21 protein-coding genes are annotated in these 17,385 nt (G+C 63.8%); 11 read left to right on the top strand and 10 right to left on the bottom strand.

Going from position 1 to position 17,385, the window contains the following annotated elements; translation table 11 throughout:
- Positions 1-27 precede the first annotated feature (27 nt).
- From ACSQ3E_RS28805 to ACSQ3E_RS28790, 4 genes are read left to right on the top strand one after another with little or no spacing between them, the layout of a single operon-like run.
- Positions 28-1,161, top strand: coding sequence for an aminomethyltransferase family protein (locus ACSQ3E_RS28805; protein WP_310329351.1), 1,134 nt, complete (start codon positions 28-30; stop codon positions 1,159-1,161).
- Positions 1,162-1,165: 4 nt separating this feature from the next.
- Complete coding sequence (locus ACSQ3E_RS28800) at positions 1,166-1,774, top strand: dimethylamine monooxygenase subunit DmmA family protein (RefSeq protein ID WP_436125291.1); 609 nt, start codon at positions 1,166-1,168, stop codon at positions 1,772-1,774.
- On the top strand, positions 1,771-2,736 hold the full coding sequence (locus ACSQ3E_RS28795; protein WP_310329344.1) for a PDR/VanB family oxidoreductase: 966 nt from the start codon (positions 1,771-1,773) through the stop codon (positions 2,734-2,736). The genes ACSQ3E_RS28800 and ACSQ3E_RS28795 overlap by 4 nt, the downstream gene beginning before the upstream one ends.
- 42 nt (positions 2,737-2,778) lie before the next feature.
- Complete coding sequence (locus tag ACSQ3E_RS28790) at positions 2,779-3,819, top strand: heme-dependent oxidative N-demethylase family protein (RefSeq protein WP_436125290.1); 1,041 nt, start codon at positions 2,779-2,781, stop codon at positions 3,817-3,819.
- 107 nt (positions 3,820-3,926) lie between these two features.
- Here ACSQ3E_RS28790 and ACSQ3E_RS28785 read toward each other — a convergent pair whose 3' ends face one another.
- The gene (locus ACSQ3E_RS28785) at positions 3,927-4,610 is read right to left on the bottom strand and encodes a helix-turn-helix domain-containing protein (protein WP_310329364.1); all 684 of its coding nucleotides are present in this window, start codon (positions 4,608-4,610) and stop codon (positions 3,927-3,929) included.
- 334 nt (positions 4,611-4,944) lie between these two features.
- Between ACSQ3E_RS28785 and ACSQ3E_RS28780 the strand changes: the two genes are divergently transcribed.
- Positions 4,945-5,544, top strand: coding sequence for a hypothetical protein (locus ACSQ3E_RS28780; protein WP_310329338.1), 600 nt, complete (start codon positions 4,945-4,947; stop codon positions 5,542-5,544).
- A gap of 49 nt (positions 5,545-5,593) precedes the next feature.
- Here the strand turns inward: ACSQ3E_RS28780 and ACSQ3E_RS28775 are convergent, their stop codons facing one another.
- From ACSQ3E_RS28775 to ACSQ3E_RS28745, 7 genes are all read right to left on the bottom strand, one after another.
- A complete protein-coding gene (locus ACSQ3E_RS28775) occupies positions 5,594-6,514 on the bottom strand; it encodes a sugar kinase (RefSeq protein WP_436125289.1) in 921 nt (306 codons plus the stop codon).
- A 34-nt stretch (positions 6,515-6,548) separates the two neighbouring features.
- Positions 6,549-7,367 carry an IclR family transcriptional regulator gene (locus ACSQ3E_RS28770; RefSeq protein WP_436125288.1) on the bottom strand — a complete coding sequence of 273 codons (819 nt, stop codon included), beginning with the start codon at positions 7,365-7,367 and terminating at the stop codon, positions 6,549-6,551.
- A 42-nt stretch (positions 7,368-7,409) separates the two neighbouring features.
- Positions 7,410-7,793 (bottom strand): RidA family protein, encoded by a 384-nt coding sequence (locus tag ACSQ3E_RS28765; protein ID WP_067965357.1) that lies wholly within the window; start codon positions 7,791-7,793, stop codon positions 7,410-7,412.
- 16 nt (positions 7,794-7,809) lie between these two features.
- On the bottom strand, positions 7,810-8,580 hold the full coding sequence (locus ACSQ3E_RS28760; RefSeq protein WP_436125287.1) for an amino acid ABC transporter ATP-binding protein: 771 nt from the start codon (positions 8,578-8,580) through the stop codon (positions 7,810-7,812).
- 10 nt (positions 8,581-8,590) lie between these two features.
- Positions 8,591-9,253, bottom strand: a complete 663-nt coding sequence (locus ACSQ3E_RS28755; RefSeq protein ID WP_310329326.1) for an amino acid ABC transporter permease — start codon at positions 9,251-9,253, stop codon at positions 8,591-8,593.
- A gap of 5 nt (positions 9,254-9,258) precedes the next feature.
- A complete protein-coding gene (locus ACSQ3E_RS28750; RefSeq protein ID WP_067965363.1) occupies positions 9,259-9,921 on the bottom strand; it encodes an amino acid ABC transporter permease in 663 nt (220 codons plus the stop codon).
- A 72-nt stretch (positions 9,922-9,993) separates the two neighbouring features.
- Positions 9,994-10,833, bottom strand: coding sequence for a transporter substrate-binding domain-containing protein (locus ACSQ3E_RS28745; protein ID WP_067965365.1), 840 nt, complete (start codon positions 10,831-10,833; stop codon positions 9,994-9,996).
- A 157-nt stretch (positions 10,834-10,990) separates the two neighbouring features.
- Between ACSQ3E_RS28745 and ACSQ3E_RS28740 the strand changes: the two genes are divergently transcribed.
- Positions 10,991-12,049 (top strand): D-TA family PLP-dependent enzyme, encoded by a 1,059-nt coding sequence (locus tag ACSQ3E_RS28740; protein ID WP_436125286.1) that lies wholly within the window; start codon positions 10,991-10,993, stop codon positions 12,047-12,049.
- 72 nt (positions 12,050-12,121) lie between these two features.
- Here ACSQ3E_RS28740 and ACSQ3E_RS28735 read toward each other — a convergent pair whose 3' ends face one another.
- Entirely contained in the window at positions 12,122-12,571 is a 450-nt protein-coding gene (locus ACSQ3E_RS28735; RefSeq protein ID WP_192318380.1) for a universal stress protein, read from the bottom strand.
- A gap of 222 nt (positions 12,572-12,793) precedes the next feature.
- Here ACSQ3E_RS28735 and ACSQ3E_RS28730 point away from each other — a divergent pair, with 222 nt between their 5' ends.
- From ACSQ3E_RS28730 to tsaA, 5 genes are read left to right on the top strand one after another with little or no spacing between them, the layout of a single operon-like run.
- Positions 12,794-13,846, top strand: coding sequence for an iron ABC transporter substrate-binding protein (locus tag ACSQ3E_RS28730; protein ID WP_436125285.1), 1,053 nt, complete (start codon positions 12,794-12,796; stop codon positions 13,844-13,846).
- Between the two features lie 22 nt (positions 13,847-13,868).
- A complete protein-coding gene (locus ACSQ3E_RS28725; protein ID WP_436125284.1) occupies positions 13,869-14,900 on the top strand; it encodes a FecCD family ABC transporter permease in 1,032 nt (343 codons plus the stop codon).
- Complete coding sequence (locus tag ACSQ3E_RS28720) at positions 14,897-15,685, top strand: ABC transporter ATP-binding protein (protein WP_436125283.1); 789 nt, start codon at positions 14,897-14,899, stop codon at positions 15,683-15,685. Before ACSQ3E_RS28725 ends, ACSQ3E_RS28720 begins: the two co-directional genes overlap by 4 nt.
- On the top strand, positions 15,682-15,888 hold the full coding sequence (locus ACSQ3E_RS28715; RefSeq protein ID WP_436125282.1) for a TOBE domain-containing protein: 207 nt from the start codon (positions 15,682-15,684) through the stop codon (positions 15,886-15,888). Before ACSQ3E_RS28720 ends, ACSQ3E_RS28715 begins: the two co-directional genes overlap by 4 nt.
- Before the next feature lie 2 nt (positions 15,889-15,890).
- Positions 15,891-16,382, top strand: a complete 492-nt coding sequence (tsaA, locus tag ACSQ3E_RS28710) for a tRNA (N6-threonylcarbamoyladenosine(37)-N6)-methyltransferase TrmO (protein ID WP_436125281.1) — start codon at positions 15,891-15,893, stop codon at positions 16,380-16,382.
- Here the strand turns inward: tsaA and ACSQ3E_RS28705 are convergent.
- Positions 16,379-17,293 carry an ABC transporter substrate-binding protein gene (locus tag ACSQ3E_RS28705; protein WP_436125280.1) on the bottom strand — a complete coding sequence of 305 codons (915 nt, stop codon included), beginning with the start codon at positions 17,291-17,293 and terminating at the stop codon, positions 16,379-16,381. The genes tsaA and ACSQ3E_RS28705 overlap by 4 nt on opposite strands.
- Positions 17,294-17,385: the final 92 nt, after the last annotated feature.

Genomic DNA, 17,385 nt, shown 5'->3' with positions numbered 1-17,385 from the left:
GGGGAACAATATGGAGGAGTACCGGAAATGACAGCTTCATGGCGTTTTTCGATGTTGGCCGACCGCCACCGCGCGCTGGGTTCCAAACTGGAAGACTGGAGCGGCATGGGCACGGCCTGGAGCTATGACAAGGACGCCGACGAGGAGTATGTGGCGATCCGCACCAAGGCCGGCCTGATGGACGTTTCGGGCCTCAAGAAGGTGCACATCACCGGCGCGCACGCCTCGCACCTGATCGACCTGTGCACCACCCGCAACCCCGAGAAGATCTACCCCGGCAAGTCGGTCTATGCCTGCATGCTCAACGACGCCGGCAAGTTCACCGACGACTGCGTCATCTACCGCATGGGTCCGAACTCCTGGATGGTCGTGCACGGTTCGGGCTCGGGCCACGAGGAACTGACCCGCGCCTCGATCGGCCGCGACGTCTCGGTACGCTTCGACGACAATCTGCACGACCTGTCGCTGCAGGGCCCGCTCGCCGTCGACTACCTTGCCAAGCACGTTCCCGGCATCCGCGACCTCAACTATTTCCACCACATGCAGACCCAGCTGTTCGGCTTCCCGGTGATGATCTCGCGCACCGGCTACACCGGCGAGCGCGGCTACGAGATCTTCTGCCGCGGCCAGGACGCGGGCCAGATCTGGGACACCATCGTTGCCGAAGGCAAGCCGATGGGCATCATCCCGACGCGCTTCACCACGCTCGACATGCTGCGCGTCGAGAGCTACCTTCTGTTTTACCCGTACGACAACTCGCAGAAGTACCCGTTCGCGAACGAAGGCCCTGGCGACACGTTGTGGGAACTCGGTCTCGACTTCACCGTCAGCCCCGGCAAGACCGGTTTCCGCGGCGCCGAAGAGCACTATCGCCTCAAGGGCAAGGAGCGCTTCAAGATCTTCGGCGTGCTGCTCGACAGCGACAAGCCAGCTGACGAAGGTGCTGAGATCTATCGCGACGGCAAGAAGGTCGGTGTTGTGACCTGCGCGATGTATTCACCGCTGGTCAAGAAGTCGATGGGCATCGCCCGCCTCGACGTCGACTGCGCCATCGTCGGAACGCCGCTGGAAATCCGCAACGCCAGCGGTACGGTCAAGGCAACGGCGCAGTCGCTGCCGTTCGACGACCCGAAGAAGCTGAAGCGGACGGCAAAGGGCTGAGACCTTGGACAGTGCACCGGTGAAGACGATCCTCAGTCGCCCGGTCTACGGAACATTGTCACCGCAGGCCGGCAAGAGCCACCTTCTGATCGCGGACGCCGAAGGGGCGTCCGCGATCCTGGACCTGGCGAAGAAGGCTCCAGAGGACTTCTTCGCCAATGCACACATCATGTTCATACCGGGCCGGACCGGAGACAGCTTTCAGGACTCCCTGAAGGCTTTGAAGCCGGCCCAGTATTATGAAGGCCCGTCGGTCGCGGCGGCATTGCCGCGGCTGAACTGGACACTTGCCAACGCCCATATGGGCCTGCGCATGTATCTCGCCGGCACCGAAGGCCTGATCGGCCAGATGATGCAGGCGGCAATCGAGGCCGGCATCGACCCTGCCTCGATCCAGACCGAGCACCGCGGCTCGTGGGCGCGCCGCGTGCAGTGCGTGCATTGCAAGGGCATCACCGAGAACGTCACCACCCAGCCGGTCACCTGCTCGCATTGCGGCCTGCTGCTTCTGGTGCGTGACCACTACTCCAAGCGCCATGCCGCCTTCCAGGGCGTCTGCATCAATGCCGAGGATCCGACCGAGATCCCTCAGACAGAGGAGATTTTCCGGTGAGCGCGGGAACAAACAAGCTGAACGTCACCGTGACCGAGGTGGTCGCGGTCAATGAACTGGTCAAGCGTTTCCACTTCGAGCGTACCGACGGCGGCAATCTTCCGACCTTTTCCGGCGGCGCCCATGTCGTCGTCGAAATGCGCGACGGCGACATCACCAGGCTCAATCCCTATTCGCTGATGAGCTCGCCGCTCGCCACGCGCGACTACACGATTTCGGTGCGCCGCGACGACGTCGGCCGCGGCGGCTCGCTGTTCATGCACAACCGCGTCAAGCGCGGCAGCGAAATGGTCATCAGCTATCCGGTGAACCTGTTCTCGCTCGACCTGCGCGCCAAAAAGCACCTGATGATTGCCGGTGGCATCGGCATCACGCCGTTCCTCGCCCAGACAGCCCAGCTCGCTTCGTCGGGCGGCAATTTCGAGCTGCACTACACCTGCCGCTCCGAGGCTCTCGGCAGCTACACCGAGGTGCTGCGCGAACGATACGGCAACAGGGTCAACCTCTATTACGACGAGCACAACGAGCGCATTCCGCTCGACCGCCTGCTCGCCACGCAGCCGCTCGGCACGCATATCTATGTCTGCGGCCCCGCCGGCATGATCAAATGGGTGCGCGACACCGCCGCCGCCCATGGCTGGCCGGAAGACTCGGTGCACTTCGAACACTTCGCAGCACCGCAGCCGGGCACACCCTTCGACGTCAAGCTGGCTGTCAGCGGCCTGGAAATCCGGGTCGGCGAGCAGCAAAGCCTGCTTGAGGCGATCGAGGCTGCGGGCGTCGATCCGCCCTATCTCTGCCGCGGCGGCGTCTGCGGCCAGTGCGAGACCAACGTCATTTCCTATGACGGCACGTTCAAGCACAACGACCACTGGCTGAGCGATGAGGAGCACTGCTCGGGCAAGAAGATCATGCCATGCGTATCGCGCTTCGAGGGCCGCTCGCTGGTCCTGGAACGGTAGAAAATCCCGGAGCGCCCAGCGTTTCGGAAGAGGGAGGAATTGATGGGAATTAACTTCAGGAAAGAAACGTTCCGCGACGATTTTACCTTCAGGAACAGTCCGGAGAACATCAGGCGCTTTCCCTTCCCCTATCACGAAGACGCCTACATGTACTCGGTCAACATCGAGCCGCATGTGCCCGGGCCGAAGAACAGCGTTTTCGAGCATCTGGTCGACGTCGACGAGCACTATGTCTCGGAGATGCAGGATCGCGCCATGGTGCTGGCGGAGGATCCGCTGCGCTGCCAGTCGCTTCCGCACATGACACTGGCCGGCTGGGACCTGCTCGAACTGCTGATGACCGAGAAGGCCGAGAGCTATCCCGAACACTTCACGTTGACCCGCGATGGCGATCGCTGGCGCTGGATCAACCGGCCGCTCGGCATCGACGACACCTTCACCTTCGGCGACGTCTCCACCCTGCCCTACGGGCCGATGGAGTACATCACCCGCCAGAGCCAGGGCGATTTCGCCATCCTCGACCAGCGGGACAACAACCTCTGGATGGACGCCGGCATGATCACCACGCAGGCGGACTGGTCGCTCGACTTCGACATCGGCATGAACTTCTTCGAATGGCACGCGCCAGTGCCGCTGGCGCATGAGATGGGCGTCTTCACCCGCGCGCTGAAGTTCCTGACCAACATCCAGCAAGGCAAGCCGGCACGCCGCCTCAACTGGACGATGACGATCAATCCGAGGCTCGATACAAGCCCGGAAAACTTCCACAAATGGGGCAGCGACCGCCTCACGGTGACGCCGGAGAATGTCGGCCAGAAGGTCCATCTCCGCGTCGAACTGCAGAGCTTCTGGCGGCTTCCGCGCTCGAATGCGTTGGTGTTCCCGATCCGCTGCTACCTGCTCAAGATGGACGAGCTGGTGACGGTGCCGAAATGGGCACGCCGTTTCCACCGCGTGCTGCGCGACCTGCCGGTCGAACTCGCCGAATACAAGGGCCTGACCCGCTACCGCCAGACCACCGTCGAGTGGCTGTCGAAATATGACGACGGCGCTCCAACCTCGTCCGGCTTCAGCCCGGACTAGCAGATCGATCACGGCCTGGGCTTCAACGAGGCCCAGCCACGAACCAAGAAAAAGGAGGCGATGAGATCGCCTCCTTTTTTCGTTTCCGTGACTGCTGTGAGCCGGGATTAGTCGCCGCCTGACCCTTGCGGATAGGAGATGATGGAGAGGTAGCGGATCGGCAGCTGCGTCAGCTCTTCCGGGCCATGCGGGGCGTCCGCGTCGAAGAACAGGCTGTCGCCCGGTGTCATGCGGTAGAGATTGCTGCCGTGCCGGTAAACGACTTCGCCTTCCAGCATGTAGAGGAACTCCATGCCCTCGTGCTGGAACATCGGAAACACGTCAGAATCCCCGGCAAGCGTGATGAGATAGGGCTCGACCGTAACGCCTGCGGTGTTCGAGCCTATATGGCCGAGCAGATTGTACTGGTGCCCTGCCCGGGTGCCACGGCGCTCGACGTCGACGCCCTCTCCCGACTTGACGAAGACAGCACTGCGCTCTTCCTCGAAGCGCCGGAAGAACGCCGTCAGCGGCACACCGAGCGCCCGCGACAGCGCCTGCAGCGTGGTCAGAGATGGCGAGGTGATGCCGTTTTCGATCTTGGACAGCATGCCGAGCGAGATGTTGGTCATCGCTGCGAGGTCGGCGACGGTGATGCCCAGCTTCTTGCGAAAGGCGCGGACCTCGTGGCCGAGCGCCACTTCCAGCACCTTCTCGGGCGTATCGCGAATGGCGTGCGGATCCTGGTGGAGCGGCGATGGCTGCGCTTTCGCCGCTATGGCGGCTGAAGCCTTCTTGCCGTCGGCAGTCATCACGGCTGACAAACGGTCATCTTTCACGCAGCTGTCCCTCGTTGAAAAAGCTCACAAAATGATCAGTTCACCCATGGTAAAATTTCTTTACACAAGTTTCAAGGGCCGCCGATCAAACTGCAGGCAAAATGCATAACGAAAGGGCAGGCTTTTGCGAAAGCCGTGCCGAAGCAAAACCTTCCCGCTGCTGAGGCATGATCGGCTGGACAGAGACGGCCCGCTGATTTGATTAGCCCCCTCCCCCCATTCGATTGATTTACAGCGACACCGGAGCGCGCGAGACTCCCGGCTCGTGCAATTGCTTGTTGCAACGCACATCAGCGGAGGAACTGCCATGAGGTCTGCCAGTTTCGCCAGTGGCGCCATCGTCGCCCTGGCTCTCGCCTGGACTGCGAGCCCAACCATCAATCCCGCCCGCGCTGAAGAACCCAGCAAAGCCGAACTCGACGCGGCGCGTCAGGCGCTGGAAAAATACAAGGATCCATACGTGGCTATACGCGACCTCTATCTTTCGACGGTGGGCTGCGTTCACTACACCGGCGAGAAGATCGAAGGGCGGATGGAGTATCCGAAGGGCGCAATGGGCGTGCACTTCGTCAATCTCACCGTCAAGGGTCCGCCCGACCCCACCAAGCCGAATGTGCTGGTCTACGAACCTGGGGCCGACGGCAAGCTCACCCTCGTCGCGGTCGAGTGGCTGGTTCCAATGGACGCCGTAAAGGAACGGCCAACCGTGCTCGGCCAGCCGTTCCAAGGTCCGATGGAGGGCCATGAACCCCTGATCCCCAAGGAGTTCGTCCACTACGACCTGCACGCCTGGCTGTTCAAGGACAATCCAAACGGCATGTTCAGCCCGACCAACCCCGATGTGACATGCGACGGCCATCCGTTCAGCCTGCTGGAGGAGCCGACCAAGATGGTGCATCCGCATTGAGCGGCGACGCCCTCAAGGCGACCTGAAGCACCGTCGCATTCAGGCTGACTTACGCGGCCGGCACGCCGAGTTCGGCCCGCCCGACAAGCGCGCCGTGGTGGCCGATGACAGCGCTCGCCACGTCGGCGGCGAAGGCTGCTGCCACGTGGTGGTCCCCGGTCTGGAGGTAGTTGGCGAGGAAGGCACCATTGAAGCTGTCGCCGGCGCCAGTCGTGTCGACGACTTTTTCCGCTCGCGTGGCAGGCACGAAGCATCGTTCGCCGGCGAAGCTCAGCGTGATGCCGGCAGCACCGTCCTTGACGACGAACTTGCCGACGCCCAGGCGAGTGTAGCGCGCGATTGTCGCGTCGACCGAAGCGTCGCCGAAATACGTCGCCTCATCCTCGAAGCTCGGCATCACCATGCTGGAGACCGCGGCACCATCCGATATGGCGCGGCGCATCATGTCGGTGTCGTCCCACAGGCGCGGCCTGATGTTGGGATCAAAGGCCACGAGCTTGCCTTCTGCCTTGGCACGACCGAGCTCGGCAAGCAGCGTGGCAAGCGCACCCGGCGCCAGGATCGCCAGCGTGATACCGGAGAAGAAGATCACCTCCGAGGCTTCGATGGCCGCACGCAAGGCCGAAGCATCATCGGCCAGCAGCCGCGCCGCCGAAGCCGAGCGCCAATAGGAAAAGCTGCGCTCGCCGTCCTTGAGATGGATCATGTAGAGGCCGGGCGTGCGTTCCGGCAGGCGGCGGATGAAGCCGGTGCCAACGCCGGTACCTTTGATGAAGGCCAGCATCTCGTCAGAGATCGTGTCGGTGCCGACGGCGGAGAAATAGTCGACCGGCCACGCTTCGGGCAGGAAGCTCCTGAGGTAGTAGGCGGTGTTGAAGGTATCGCCGGCAAAGCCCTTGCGCAGCAGGCCGTCTCCGGCCTGGCGAAGTTCGACCATGCATTCGCCGATCAGGAGTGCGCGTCCAGCCATGAGGGCATCCAGGGAATGTTGTGTGTTACGCCGCTCAGCGCCGCCCGGCGGCGCGGGCGCCCGACGTGTGTTCGTCGGCGACGTGGCCGAGGCGGCTCGACAGGTCGGCCGCAGCATCAAGCAGCGTCTTGAGGTAGCTGGCGTGGTTCTTGAGCCCGTCCTCGCGCGGCGCGACGAGGCACAGCGTGGCGATGCAGATGTTGTCGGCCTGGTAGACCGGCACGGCAAAGCAGTGGGTGAAGTTCTCGACCGCGCTGTTGAAGGTGTAGTAGCCCACCCGCGACGCCTCCCGCACCTCCGCGATGAACTGCGCCGGATCGAGCCACTGGCCGTTGGGCAGCTGGAAATCCTCCTTCGGGATGAAGTCGAGGATCTCCTGGTCGCTCATATGGGCGACAAGCAGCCGGCCCGACGCCGTCCAGGCGATCGAGACGGGATCGCCGACGTTGGACGAGATGCGGAACGGGCGCAGCCCTTCCTTCATCTGGGCGACGGTGTACTTGTTGCCTTCGAGCAGGCACATCTGCGCCGTCTCGCGCGTCTCCTCGGCGATGTGCGTCAACAGCTTGTCGCATTCGCGCATCAGGTCGAACTGCTCGGCATAGGCCATGCCCAGGAAGTAGAGCTTGCGGCCGAGGAACACGCGGCCGTCCTCGCCGCGATATTCGAGCACGCCCTGGCGCATCAGCAGATTGACCAGCTCATAGACCGACGAGCGCGGCGCACCGATGCCCGACGCGATCTCGTTGGGACGCAGCGGCGTGCGCTTGAGACGCAGGTAGTTCATGATCTCGAAGGCGCGGTCGAGACCGCGGGCCCGCCTGTTGGTCATGTCGTCGGATACGTCGTCCATGTGCCGCCTCTTCCGGCAGATCGCCGGCAAAACTTCATGCCATCACGGCGCCTTGTAGGCGACGCAGTCGATTTCGACTTTGCAATCGACCATCATACTCGACTGTACGCAAGCACGCGCCGGCGGATGGTCACCGAAATACTCGGCATAGACGCCGTTGAACGACCAGAAGTCGCGGGGGTCGTCGAGCCAGACGCCGACACGCACGATGTGCTCCAGGCCATAGCCGGCTTCTTCCAGGATGGCGATGACGTTTTCCATCGTCTTGCGCGTCTCGGCGATAATGCCACCGCCGACGATCTCGCCATTTTCCATGGCGACCTGACCGGAAACGTAGAGCCAGCCATTGGCCTCGACGGCGCGGGCGAACGGCAGTGCCTGCTTGCCCGCCCCGGTCTGGCCGGTGCCATAGCGCTTGATCGTCATGTCTATTCTCCGAATGCTAGTTGAAGGTTGAGGTCTTGAGGAACTCGGCAAGCCGCTCGGTCTGCGGCTTGTGGAACATCTCGCGCGGATTGCCCTCCTCGCCGATGCGGCCCTGGTTCATGAAGATCACGCGCGACGACACCTCGTAGGCGAAGCGCATTTCGTGGGTGACGAGCAGCATGCTCATGCCGTCGCGGGCGAGGTCCTTGATGACCTGCAGAACCTCGTTGACCAGCTCGGGGTCGAGCGCCGAGGTGACCTCGTCGAACAGCATCAGCTTGGGGTTCATGGCGATGGCGCGCGCGATGGCGACACGCTGCTGCTGGCCGCCGGAGAGCTGGCCGGGAAAACGGTCGCGGCGTTCGGCGAGGCCGACGCGGTCGAGCCACCTCTCGGCAACGCTGCGCGCCTCCTCGCGGGACATCTTCTTGACCTTGACCAGGCCGAGCATGACGTTCTCGGCCGCGCTCATGTGCGGGAACAGGTTGAACTGCTGGAAGGCCATGCCGGTCATCGCGCGCTGGCGGGCGATTTCCTTTTCCTTCTTGCGGCGGCGCGTACCGCCCGCGGTCTCGTAGCCGATCTCTTCGCCATCGATGCGGATCGAGCCGCCCTGGAATTCCTCCAGCATGTTGATGCAGCGGAGCATCGTCGTCTTGCCGGAGCCCGACGAGCCGATGATCGAGATGACGTCGCCCTGGGCCATGGTGCAGTCGACGCCCTTGAGGACTTCGACCTCGCCGTAGCGCTTGTGCAGGTCGCGGATTTCGAGAAGGTTGCCGGTCATTGTTGCGGCCTCACGAGGGAATCGAGGTTTTGCGTTCAACGTAGCGGCCGAAACGTTCGATGCCGTAGTTGACGACGAAATAGAGGAAGCCCGCGAAGAAATAGAACTCGAGGCTCATGAAGGTGCGCGAGATCAGCTCCTGCGTCCTGAGCAGAAGCTCGGCCACGCCGATGATCGACAAAAGCGTCGAGGCCTTGACCATCTCGGCGGCCGTGTTGACCCAGGCGGGCAGCACCTGGCGCAGCGCCTGCGGACCGAGCACATAGGCGAAGGTCTGCGGGAAGGTCAGGCCGATCGCCTTGGCGGCCTCGGTCTGCCCCTTGGGGATCGACTGGAGCGCGCCGCGGACGATCTCGCCGACATGCGACGAGCAGAACACCGCAAGCGCCAGCACGCCGGCCTGGAACGGGCCGAGGTCGATGCCGACCGTGCCGAGCACGTAGTAGCTCGCCAGAACCAGCACCAGCACCGGGGTGCCGCGGATGAAATCGGTGTAGCCACGCACCAGCCAGCGCAGCGGCTTGTTGCCATAGGTCAGCGCCAGGCCGACGCCGATGCCCAGTATGGTGCCGACCAGGATTGCCAGGACCGAGATTGAGACGGTGACGCCGATGCCCTTGAGGATCGGGATGCGGGCGAGCCAGAGAGTTTCGAAGAATGTCACGAGTTCCATGGCGCTCACCGGGGAATGGACATGCGCCGCTCGAGCCTGCGCAGCAGGGCTGCGAGCACCGAGCAGGTGGCGACATAGAGACAACTGGCGACGATCCACGTTTCGATGACGCGGAAGGTCTCGACGTTGATCTTGCGTGCCTCGAAGGTCAGCTCCGGCACCGCGATCGCCGCCGCCAGCGAGGTGTCCTTGAACAGCGAGATCAGCGTGCTCGACAGCGACGGCAGCACGTTGCGCAGCATCAGCGGCATGACGATCGAATTGCGGATCTGCGCCTGCGTCAGGCCGATGGCGAGGCCGGCCTCCTTGAGCCCATTGGGCACGGCGAGCAGGCCGCCACGAAACACTTCGGCGAGATAGGCGCCGGAATAGAGCGCCAGCGTGGCGACAAAGCTTTCGATCTTGCCGAGGCGGATGCCGAGCTGCGGCAGCGCGAAGAAGGTGAACAGCACCAGCACCAGGATCGGCGTGTTGCGGATGATGGTGACGTAGATGCGCGCGGGGTGGCGCAACGCACCCTGCTTCGACAACAGGCCGAAGGCGGTGATGAGCCCGAGCACGCAGCCGATGGCGATCGCCACGAAGGCGAGCGCCAGGCTGAGCCCGAGGCCCCAGAGCAGCTGGTCGAAACTGCGCCAGACCGCCGAGAAATTGAGCGTGTAACCCATGGTGCCGTCAGGTTCCGGTCAGAAGAATTGGCGCGGCCGCATGTGCCAGGGGCCGCGCCATCATTGGCGAGTTTACTTGTACTCGACCGGGAAGCCGATCTGCGGCGGAGCGAGCTCCTTGCCGAACCAGGTCTTGTAGGAGTTGGCATAGAAATCGAACTCGACACCGGTCATCGCCTCATGCAGCGCGGTGTTGACGAAGTTCAACCAGTCCTGGTCGCCGCGCTTGACGCCGCAGGCATAGGTCTGCGGGTTCCAGCCGTAGCCGGCGTCCTTGTAGCGATCCGGGTTCTGCTTCATGTACCAGGCCAGCGACGACTGGTCGGTGGCAACCGCATCGGCGCGGCCCGATTCCAGCGCCTGGTAGATCAGGTCGACTGACTCATACTGGTCGACCTTGGCCTCAGGCAGTGCGGCATGCACCATCGCCTCGGCATAGACGTTCTGCAGCACCGAGATGGTGACGCCCGAGCCGGCGCCCTTGAGCGCGGCATAGTCGGCATACTTGCTGTCACCCTTCAGCATCAGGCCGACGCCCTCGCGGTAGTAGGGAATGGTGAAGGCGATCTGCTGGGCGCGCTCGCCTGTCACCGTCATGAACTGGCAGGTCAGGTCGACCTTGTCGGTGGTGATGTTGGGGATGCGGGCATCCGAGGACTGGTTGACGTATTCGATCTTGTCCGGGTCGCCGAACAGCGCCTTGGCAACGATACGGCCCATGTCGACGTCGAAGCCCTGCAGCTTGTCGTCGGCGCTCTTGAAGTGCCACGGCGCATTGGTGCTGCCGGTGCCCAAGACCAGATGGCCACGCGCCAGAACCTCATCAAGCTTGCTTTGCTTTTCCTGTGCGCCGGCAGGCATTGCCGCCATCAGCGCGAGCGCGGCGACGGCCGCGGAAAGTGCGATCTTCATCTCGCCGTTCCTCCCAAAAGAATTTTCCCAATTCAATGTCCGCTATTTCGGACATGTGTCCTGAATATCGGATTGACGTATAAAGCGCCACACGGCATTGTTTGTCAAGCGCGGCACAGGCAAGGTCCGCGGTGCCGTATGATGGAAGGCAAAGGCCATGTTCGACAGGATCCAGACCCCCGCCGTCTTGGTGGATATCGATGTGGCGAAGCGGAACATCGACCGCTTCCAGGCCTATGCCGACAGCCACGGGCTGAAGGTCCGCCCGCACATCAAGACACACAAGCTGCCGGCGATCGCCGAAATGCAGCTCGACGCAGGCGCAGTCGGCATCACCTGCCAGAAAGTGTCGGAAGCAGAAGCCATGGTCGCGGGCAGCGGCCGGCTCAACGACGTGCTGATCACCTACAACATCCTTGGCGACGACAAGCTGCACGCGCTCGTGGCGCTCGCCCGCAAGATCAAGCTGGCGGTGGTCGCTGACGGCACCACAGTGATCGACGGGCTTTCGGCCGCCTTCGCGGCGGCGGGGGTCACGCTGAATGTCTTCGTCGAATGCAACACCGGCGCTGACCGTTGTGGCGTCGGCTCACCTGAGGAGGCAGCCGAGTTGGCCGCCCGCATCCATGCCGCGCCCGGCCTGCATTTCGCAGGCCTGATGACTTATCCGCCGGTCGGCGGTGCCGCCAAGGTGCAGGGCTTCATGACCGAGGCCAAGGCATTGATCGAGGCCAGGGGCATTGTCGTTCCCGACATCACCTCGGGCGGCACGCCCGACATGATGAAGGCGCATCTGGCGCCGGTTGCCACCGAGTTCCGCCCCGGTACCTATGTCTACAACGATCGTTCGCTCGTCGCCCGCGGCGTCACCAGCTGGGACGACTGCGCGCTGACGGTGCTCGCCACCGTCGTCTCCGTGCCCGCGCCCAACCGCGCCATCATCGACGCCGGTTCAAAGACACTTACCTCCGACCTGCTCGGCCTCGTCGGCCACGGCCATGTGCTCGGCCGCCCCGACATCTCGATCGACCAGCTGTCCGAGGAGCACGGCCGCCTGCGCTGCGACGGCGACATCAACCTCACTGTCGGCCAGCGCATCCGCATCGTGCCCAACCACGCCTGCGTCGTCACCAACATGGTCGACGGCGTCTATGTCTACGGCAAGGACAAGGCACCAGAACTGTGGCCGGTGCCGGCACGCGGCAAGATCATCTGAGCTGCGCCATCCAACAGAAAGGGCCTCCCCGACGCCGGTCAGGGAGGCCTTTTTCATTTCCGGCCGGAATGTTTAGCGGACAACCAGCACCGGCACCTTGCTGTTGGTCAAGACGTCCACCGTCTGGCTGCCGAGGATCAGGCGCCCGAGGCCGCGACGGCCATGCGAGGCCATGACGATCAGGTCGCAGCCCTTTTCCTGGGCAAGCTGGTTGATCGCCTCCGCCGCCCACATTTCCTCGACATGCACCGTATCGGCATTGACGCCGAGCTTGTCGGCCTGGGCTTTGGCGGCGGTCAGCACCTTGGCACCGTATTCCTCGCCTGATTTCTGGTAGGACACGATGTCCTCGGCGGTGGCCACCGGGCCATACATGCCGGCGGAGGCGAAGATCGGAGCAGGCTCGGTCACGTTCATGACCGTCACCTTCGCGCCGATGCCCTTGGCCAGGCTCAAGCCATGGTCGAGCCCCTTCTGCGCCAGTTCCGAGCCGTCGGTGGCAATGAGGACGTGGGTGTACATGGACTTTTCTCCTTGGCTCGCCGAACCCATTTCGGATTTCGGCGCATCTTTGACGCCCAGCCTTCCCGACCGGCGCCCACGGGTCAAGGCGAAGGCCTGGATATCGACTGGCACAGCCGCACAAAGCCCTTGACCGTTATATTCAGTCAAACATAACAATGCACCACTCGTTATATTCGCATGTATATATCCAAACCCATTGTTCAACCCGAGATCGACAGCATGAGACGCCGCAACCTCTTGATTTCATTCCTGGCCGCCGCCACCGCCCTGGTCGCCTCAGCCTCGCTCGCTTCCGCCGAGCAGCGCATCTTCACCGACGCTGCCGGCCGCAAGGTGGCGCTGCCCGAAAAGATCACCCGCGTCATGGCCGCCGGCCCACCCGCCTCGGTGCTGCTCTATTCGGTCGCGCCCGAGCGCATGGTCGGCTGGGTGCGCGAATTCAAGGACGACGAGAAGGATTTCATCGCGGCTCCCTATCGTGACCTGCCCGTCCACGGCCGCCTGACCGGCAAGGGCGACACCGCCAACATGGAAGCCGTGCTGGCGATGAAGCCCGACATCATCCTCGATGTCGGCACCGTCAACCCGACCTACGCCTCGCTCGCCGACAAGGTGCAGGAACAGACCGGCATCCCTTACGTGCTGATCGACGGCAGCTTCGCCAACACGCCGAAGTCGCTGCGCGAGATCGGCGAACTCCTGGGCGAAAAGGAACAGGCCGAGAAGCTCGCCGCCTACACCGAGGCTGCGATGCAGCGGCTCGACAAGGTCGTCACTGATGTTCCCGCCGACCAGCGCCCACGCGTCTATTACGGCCGCGGCCCCGACGGACTGGAGACCGGTCTCGCCGGCTCGATCAACATGGAGGTGCTGTCCGCCGTCGGCGCCACCAATGTCGCCGAAGCCGCCGGCAAGGGCTCGCTCGCCAATGTCTCGCTCGAACAGATCCTGTCATGGAACCCCGACGTCATCCTGACACTCAGCCCGAAGTTCCAGAAGTCGGTGCTGTCGGATCCGTCATGGGCCGGCATCAAGGCGGTGAAGGACGGTCGCGTGTTCCGTGCGCCGGCCCTGCCCTTCGGCTGGTTCGATGCGCCTCCCGGCGTCAACCGCGCCATTGGCATCTCCTGGCTCACCTCCGCACTCTACCCCGGCAAGGCCGAGATCGACCTGAAGGCCGAGACCCGCGACTTCTACAAGCTGTTCTATCATGTCGATCTCACCGACGAGCAACTCGGCAAGCTGCTGGCCGACACCGGTCCGAAGCCCTGAGCTTCGAGCGGACGCCGAGCACTTGCAGCAGCAGCCAAAAGCCCAACGCGCCGGGCCGATCGCCATCGGCGCGCTGGCGGCGCTGCTCTTTGCCATCATCCTGGTGGCGATCCTGACCGGCAAATATCCGGTGACGCCAAGCGAAATCCTCGCCGTGGTCATGGCCAAGCTGTCAGGCGGCGAAAGCGGCGTTGCACCGACGATCGAGACCGTGATCTGGAACGTGCGCCTGCCGCGCGTTGGCGCCGGCATCCTCGTGGGCGCTTCGCTTGCGGCGGCGGGCGCGGTCTATCAGGGCCTGTTCCGCAACCCGCTTGTCTCGCCCGATATCCTCGGCGTTTCCGCCGGCGCCAGCTTCGGCGCCGTGGTAGGCATTTTCCTGTCTTTGTCGGTGCTCGCCATCCAGGGCCTCGCCTTCGCCGGCGGGCTGGCAGCGGTTGCGCTCGTCTATGCCATCGGCTCGATCGTGCGCGAGCGCGACCCGATTCTCGTGCTGGTGCTCGCCGGCGTCGCGATCGGCGCGTTGCTCGGCGCCTGCGTGTCGCTGCTCAAGGTGCTTGCCGATCCCTACAACCAGCTGCCGGCCATCACCTTCTGGCTGCTCGGCAGCCTCGCCAGCATCAACCGCGCCGACCTTGTGTCCATCCTGCCCGCGGTCCTTGTTGCACTTGTGCCGATGGCATTGTTGCGCTGGCGCATGAACCTGATGACGCTCGACGACGAGGAGGCGCGCGCGCTCGGCGTCGAGACGCGCTGGATCCGTGTCGTCATCGTCGCCGCCGCAACACTGATGACCGCCGCCGCCGTATCGATCTCGGGCATCATCGGCTGGATCGGACTGCTCGTGCCGCATGTCGCGCGCATGTTCGTCGGCCCCGATTTTTCCCGCCTCCTGCCGGCCTCGATGCTGATTGGCGCTGCCTACATGGTCGGCGTCGACACGCTCGCCCGCAGCATCGCAGCGATCGAAGTGCCGCTCGGCATCCTCACAGCCGCCATCGGCGCCCCGTTCTTCCTCTATCTGCTTCTGACGACCCGGCGAGGCTGGCAATGATGCTTCAGGCAACCGATCTCGCATTCGGCTACGGTCGCGTCAAAGTCGGCCAGGGCGTCACGCTGTCGGTCGACCGTGGCGAAGTGCTGTGCCTGCTCGGCCCCAATGGCTGCGGCAAGACCACCTTGTTCAAGACCCTGCTCGGCCTTTTGCCGCGCCAGGGCGGCAGCCTCGAACTCAACGGCAAGGACATCTCGACTTTTTCGCGCGCACAGTTCGCACGCCACATCGCCTATGTGCCGCAGGCGACCGGCACTTATTTCCCGTTCTCGGTGTTCGACGTCGTCCTGATGGGTCGTGCCAGCCGCATCGACACCTTCGCCTCGCCGACGATGGCCGACCGGGCGATAACCCAGGAAGCGCTGGCAGCCCTCGGCATCGGCCACCTCGCCGCCCGCCCGTTCACCGACATCTCAGGCGGCGAAAAGCAGATGACGTTGATCGCCCGCGCGCTCGCCCAGGAACCCGAGCTGATCGTCATGGACGAGCCGACGGCCAGCCTCGACTTCGGCAACCAGGCCCGTGTCTTGAGCCGCATCTCGAGCTTCGCCGGCTCTGGCATGGCGGTCGTCATTTCCACCCACGATCCCAGCCACGCCTTCGCCTGCGCCAGCCGCGTCGCACTGATGCGGGCGGGAACGCTTGTCGCCATCGGCAAGCCGGCCGACGTGCTGACACCGCAATCGCTGCAAGCTCTCTATGGCGTCGGGGTTGCAGTTGCCTACCTCGAACAGGCCGGACGCCATGTCTGCACCCCAACCCTCACCGAAAGGACCGCGCGATGAAACTCAGTGCCCGCAACCAGATTAAAGGCAAGATCGTCGAAGTGACCAAGGGCGCGACCACGTCGCACGTCCGCATCGACATTGGCGGCGCCGTCGTCACCGCCTCGATCACCAACGAAGCCGTCGACGAATTGAAGCTCGCCGCCGGCAAGGACGCCTATGCGGTCATCAAGGCCTCCGACGTCATGGTCGCGGTCGACTGAACGTGGTCCGCGAAAACGAAATCCGCGACGGCGAAAGCGCCGTCGCGCTACCCTCTGGGTATGATGCCGAAATCTACTTCATCGGCCGCATCCGCACGCCCTGGGACTCCCGCCTGCTGACCCCACGCCAGGGTCGCGCCGACGGCCCGATCTGCCAGATCGAGATCTTCGAGCCTTGGGTGGCCGCACTTGAGGGCGTCGCACAATTCGCCCGTCTCGAAGTCCTCTACTGGCTGCACCTCTCCCGCCGCGACCTGGTGCGCCAGAGTCCGGCCAATGACGGCACCGCGCGCGGCACCTTCTCGCTGCGCTCGCCCGTCCGCCCCAACCCGATTGGCACCCAGATCGTCGAGCTGGTCGGCCTGGATGGCAATGTGCTGTCGGTGCGCGGCATGGACTGCCTCGACGGCACGCCGCTGATCGACATCAAGCCCGACCGCACCCTGTTCACCCCTATCGCCCCGCCGCAGCCGGGCGACTTCCAGACCGGCTAGTTCAGGCAGATCTCGGCCGCCAGCCCGTCGGCGCTGCGCTTGGCCTCGGCACCGACGGAGTAGGTGGCGCATTCGAGCGTGTCGGCCATCTTGGCGCCGCCGAAATCGAACTCCATCGGCCGCGCCCCATCGGGGAAGACCTGCCGTTCAAGGATCCAGGTCAGCTGGCTGCGCACGATCTCGGGGTCCATGTCGGGCGAACGCCTGAGCACCGCATCGACGCCGAGCTGCGGATTGGCCAGGCAATCGTGCCAGGCCTGCCGCGTGATCGCCTGCAGCTTGCCGGCGAGACCAGGATCCTTCTCCAGCACCGAATTCAGCGCCACCAGCGCGCCTGAATAGATGTCGAGCCCGTTGTCGGCGAAATAGAGGAAGTCGAGACCGCTGGCATCGTAGCCGCGCATCTGCATAGCAAATTTCAACGTCGCGTCGAAGCAGGTCGCCGCCAGCACCGAGCGGGACGCCACCAGCCGGTCGCGCTCCTCCGGCTGGACGCCGAGATAGGTGTAGCTGTCGGGCGCCAAGCCGTTGCGCTTGAGCAGCAGCGGCAGAAGCCGCGCCGAGGTGTCGCCATTCGGGCCGCACAGCGTGCTGCCGGGAACATCGGCGAGCTTCAGCTGCTTGCCGTCCGAGATATAACCGAGGCAGCAGGGCGTATGCTCATAGATCTGCACGAGACAGGAGATCTCGGTTTCGCCCGTTCGCAGCGCCCGTTCGAAAACAGAGGATACATCGCCGTATCCGATGTCAGCCTCACCTCCCACCAGTGCGCGTGTCACCAGCGACGAGCTGAAGCCCTCGACGAAACTGCAGGACAGGCCGTGGTCGCCGAAATAGCCGGCGTCGACGGCGTGCAGAAACGGCGAATTCTGCCCTTGATACAGGTAGTTGAGCTTGAAACGCAGTTCCATTCCACAAACCCTCGAACTTTCGGAACGGCCGTTCTTGAGAAACAGATTCTCCAGAAACTATTGTATCCAAATTGGCCGCCGTCCTTGGTGGC

Source organism: Aminobacter sp. LjRoot7 (assembly GCF_964252895.1).
In the GTDB taxonomy this organism is placed as follows: domain Bacteria; phylum Pseudomonadota; class Alphaproteobacteria; order Rhizobiales; family Rhizobiaceae; genus Aminobacter; species Aminobacter aminovorans_B.
Note: the sequence above shows the minus strand (reverse complement) of the source record. Positions and strands in the feature narration are given on the sequence as shown.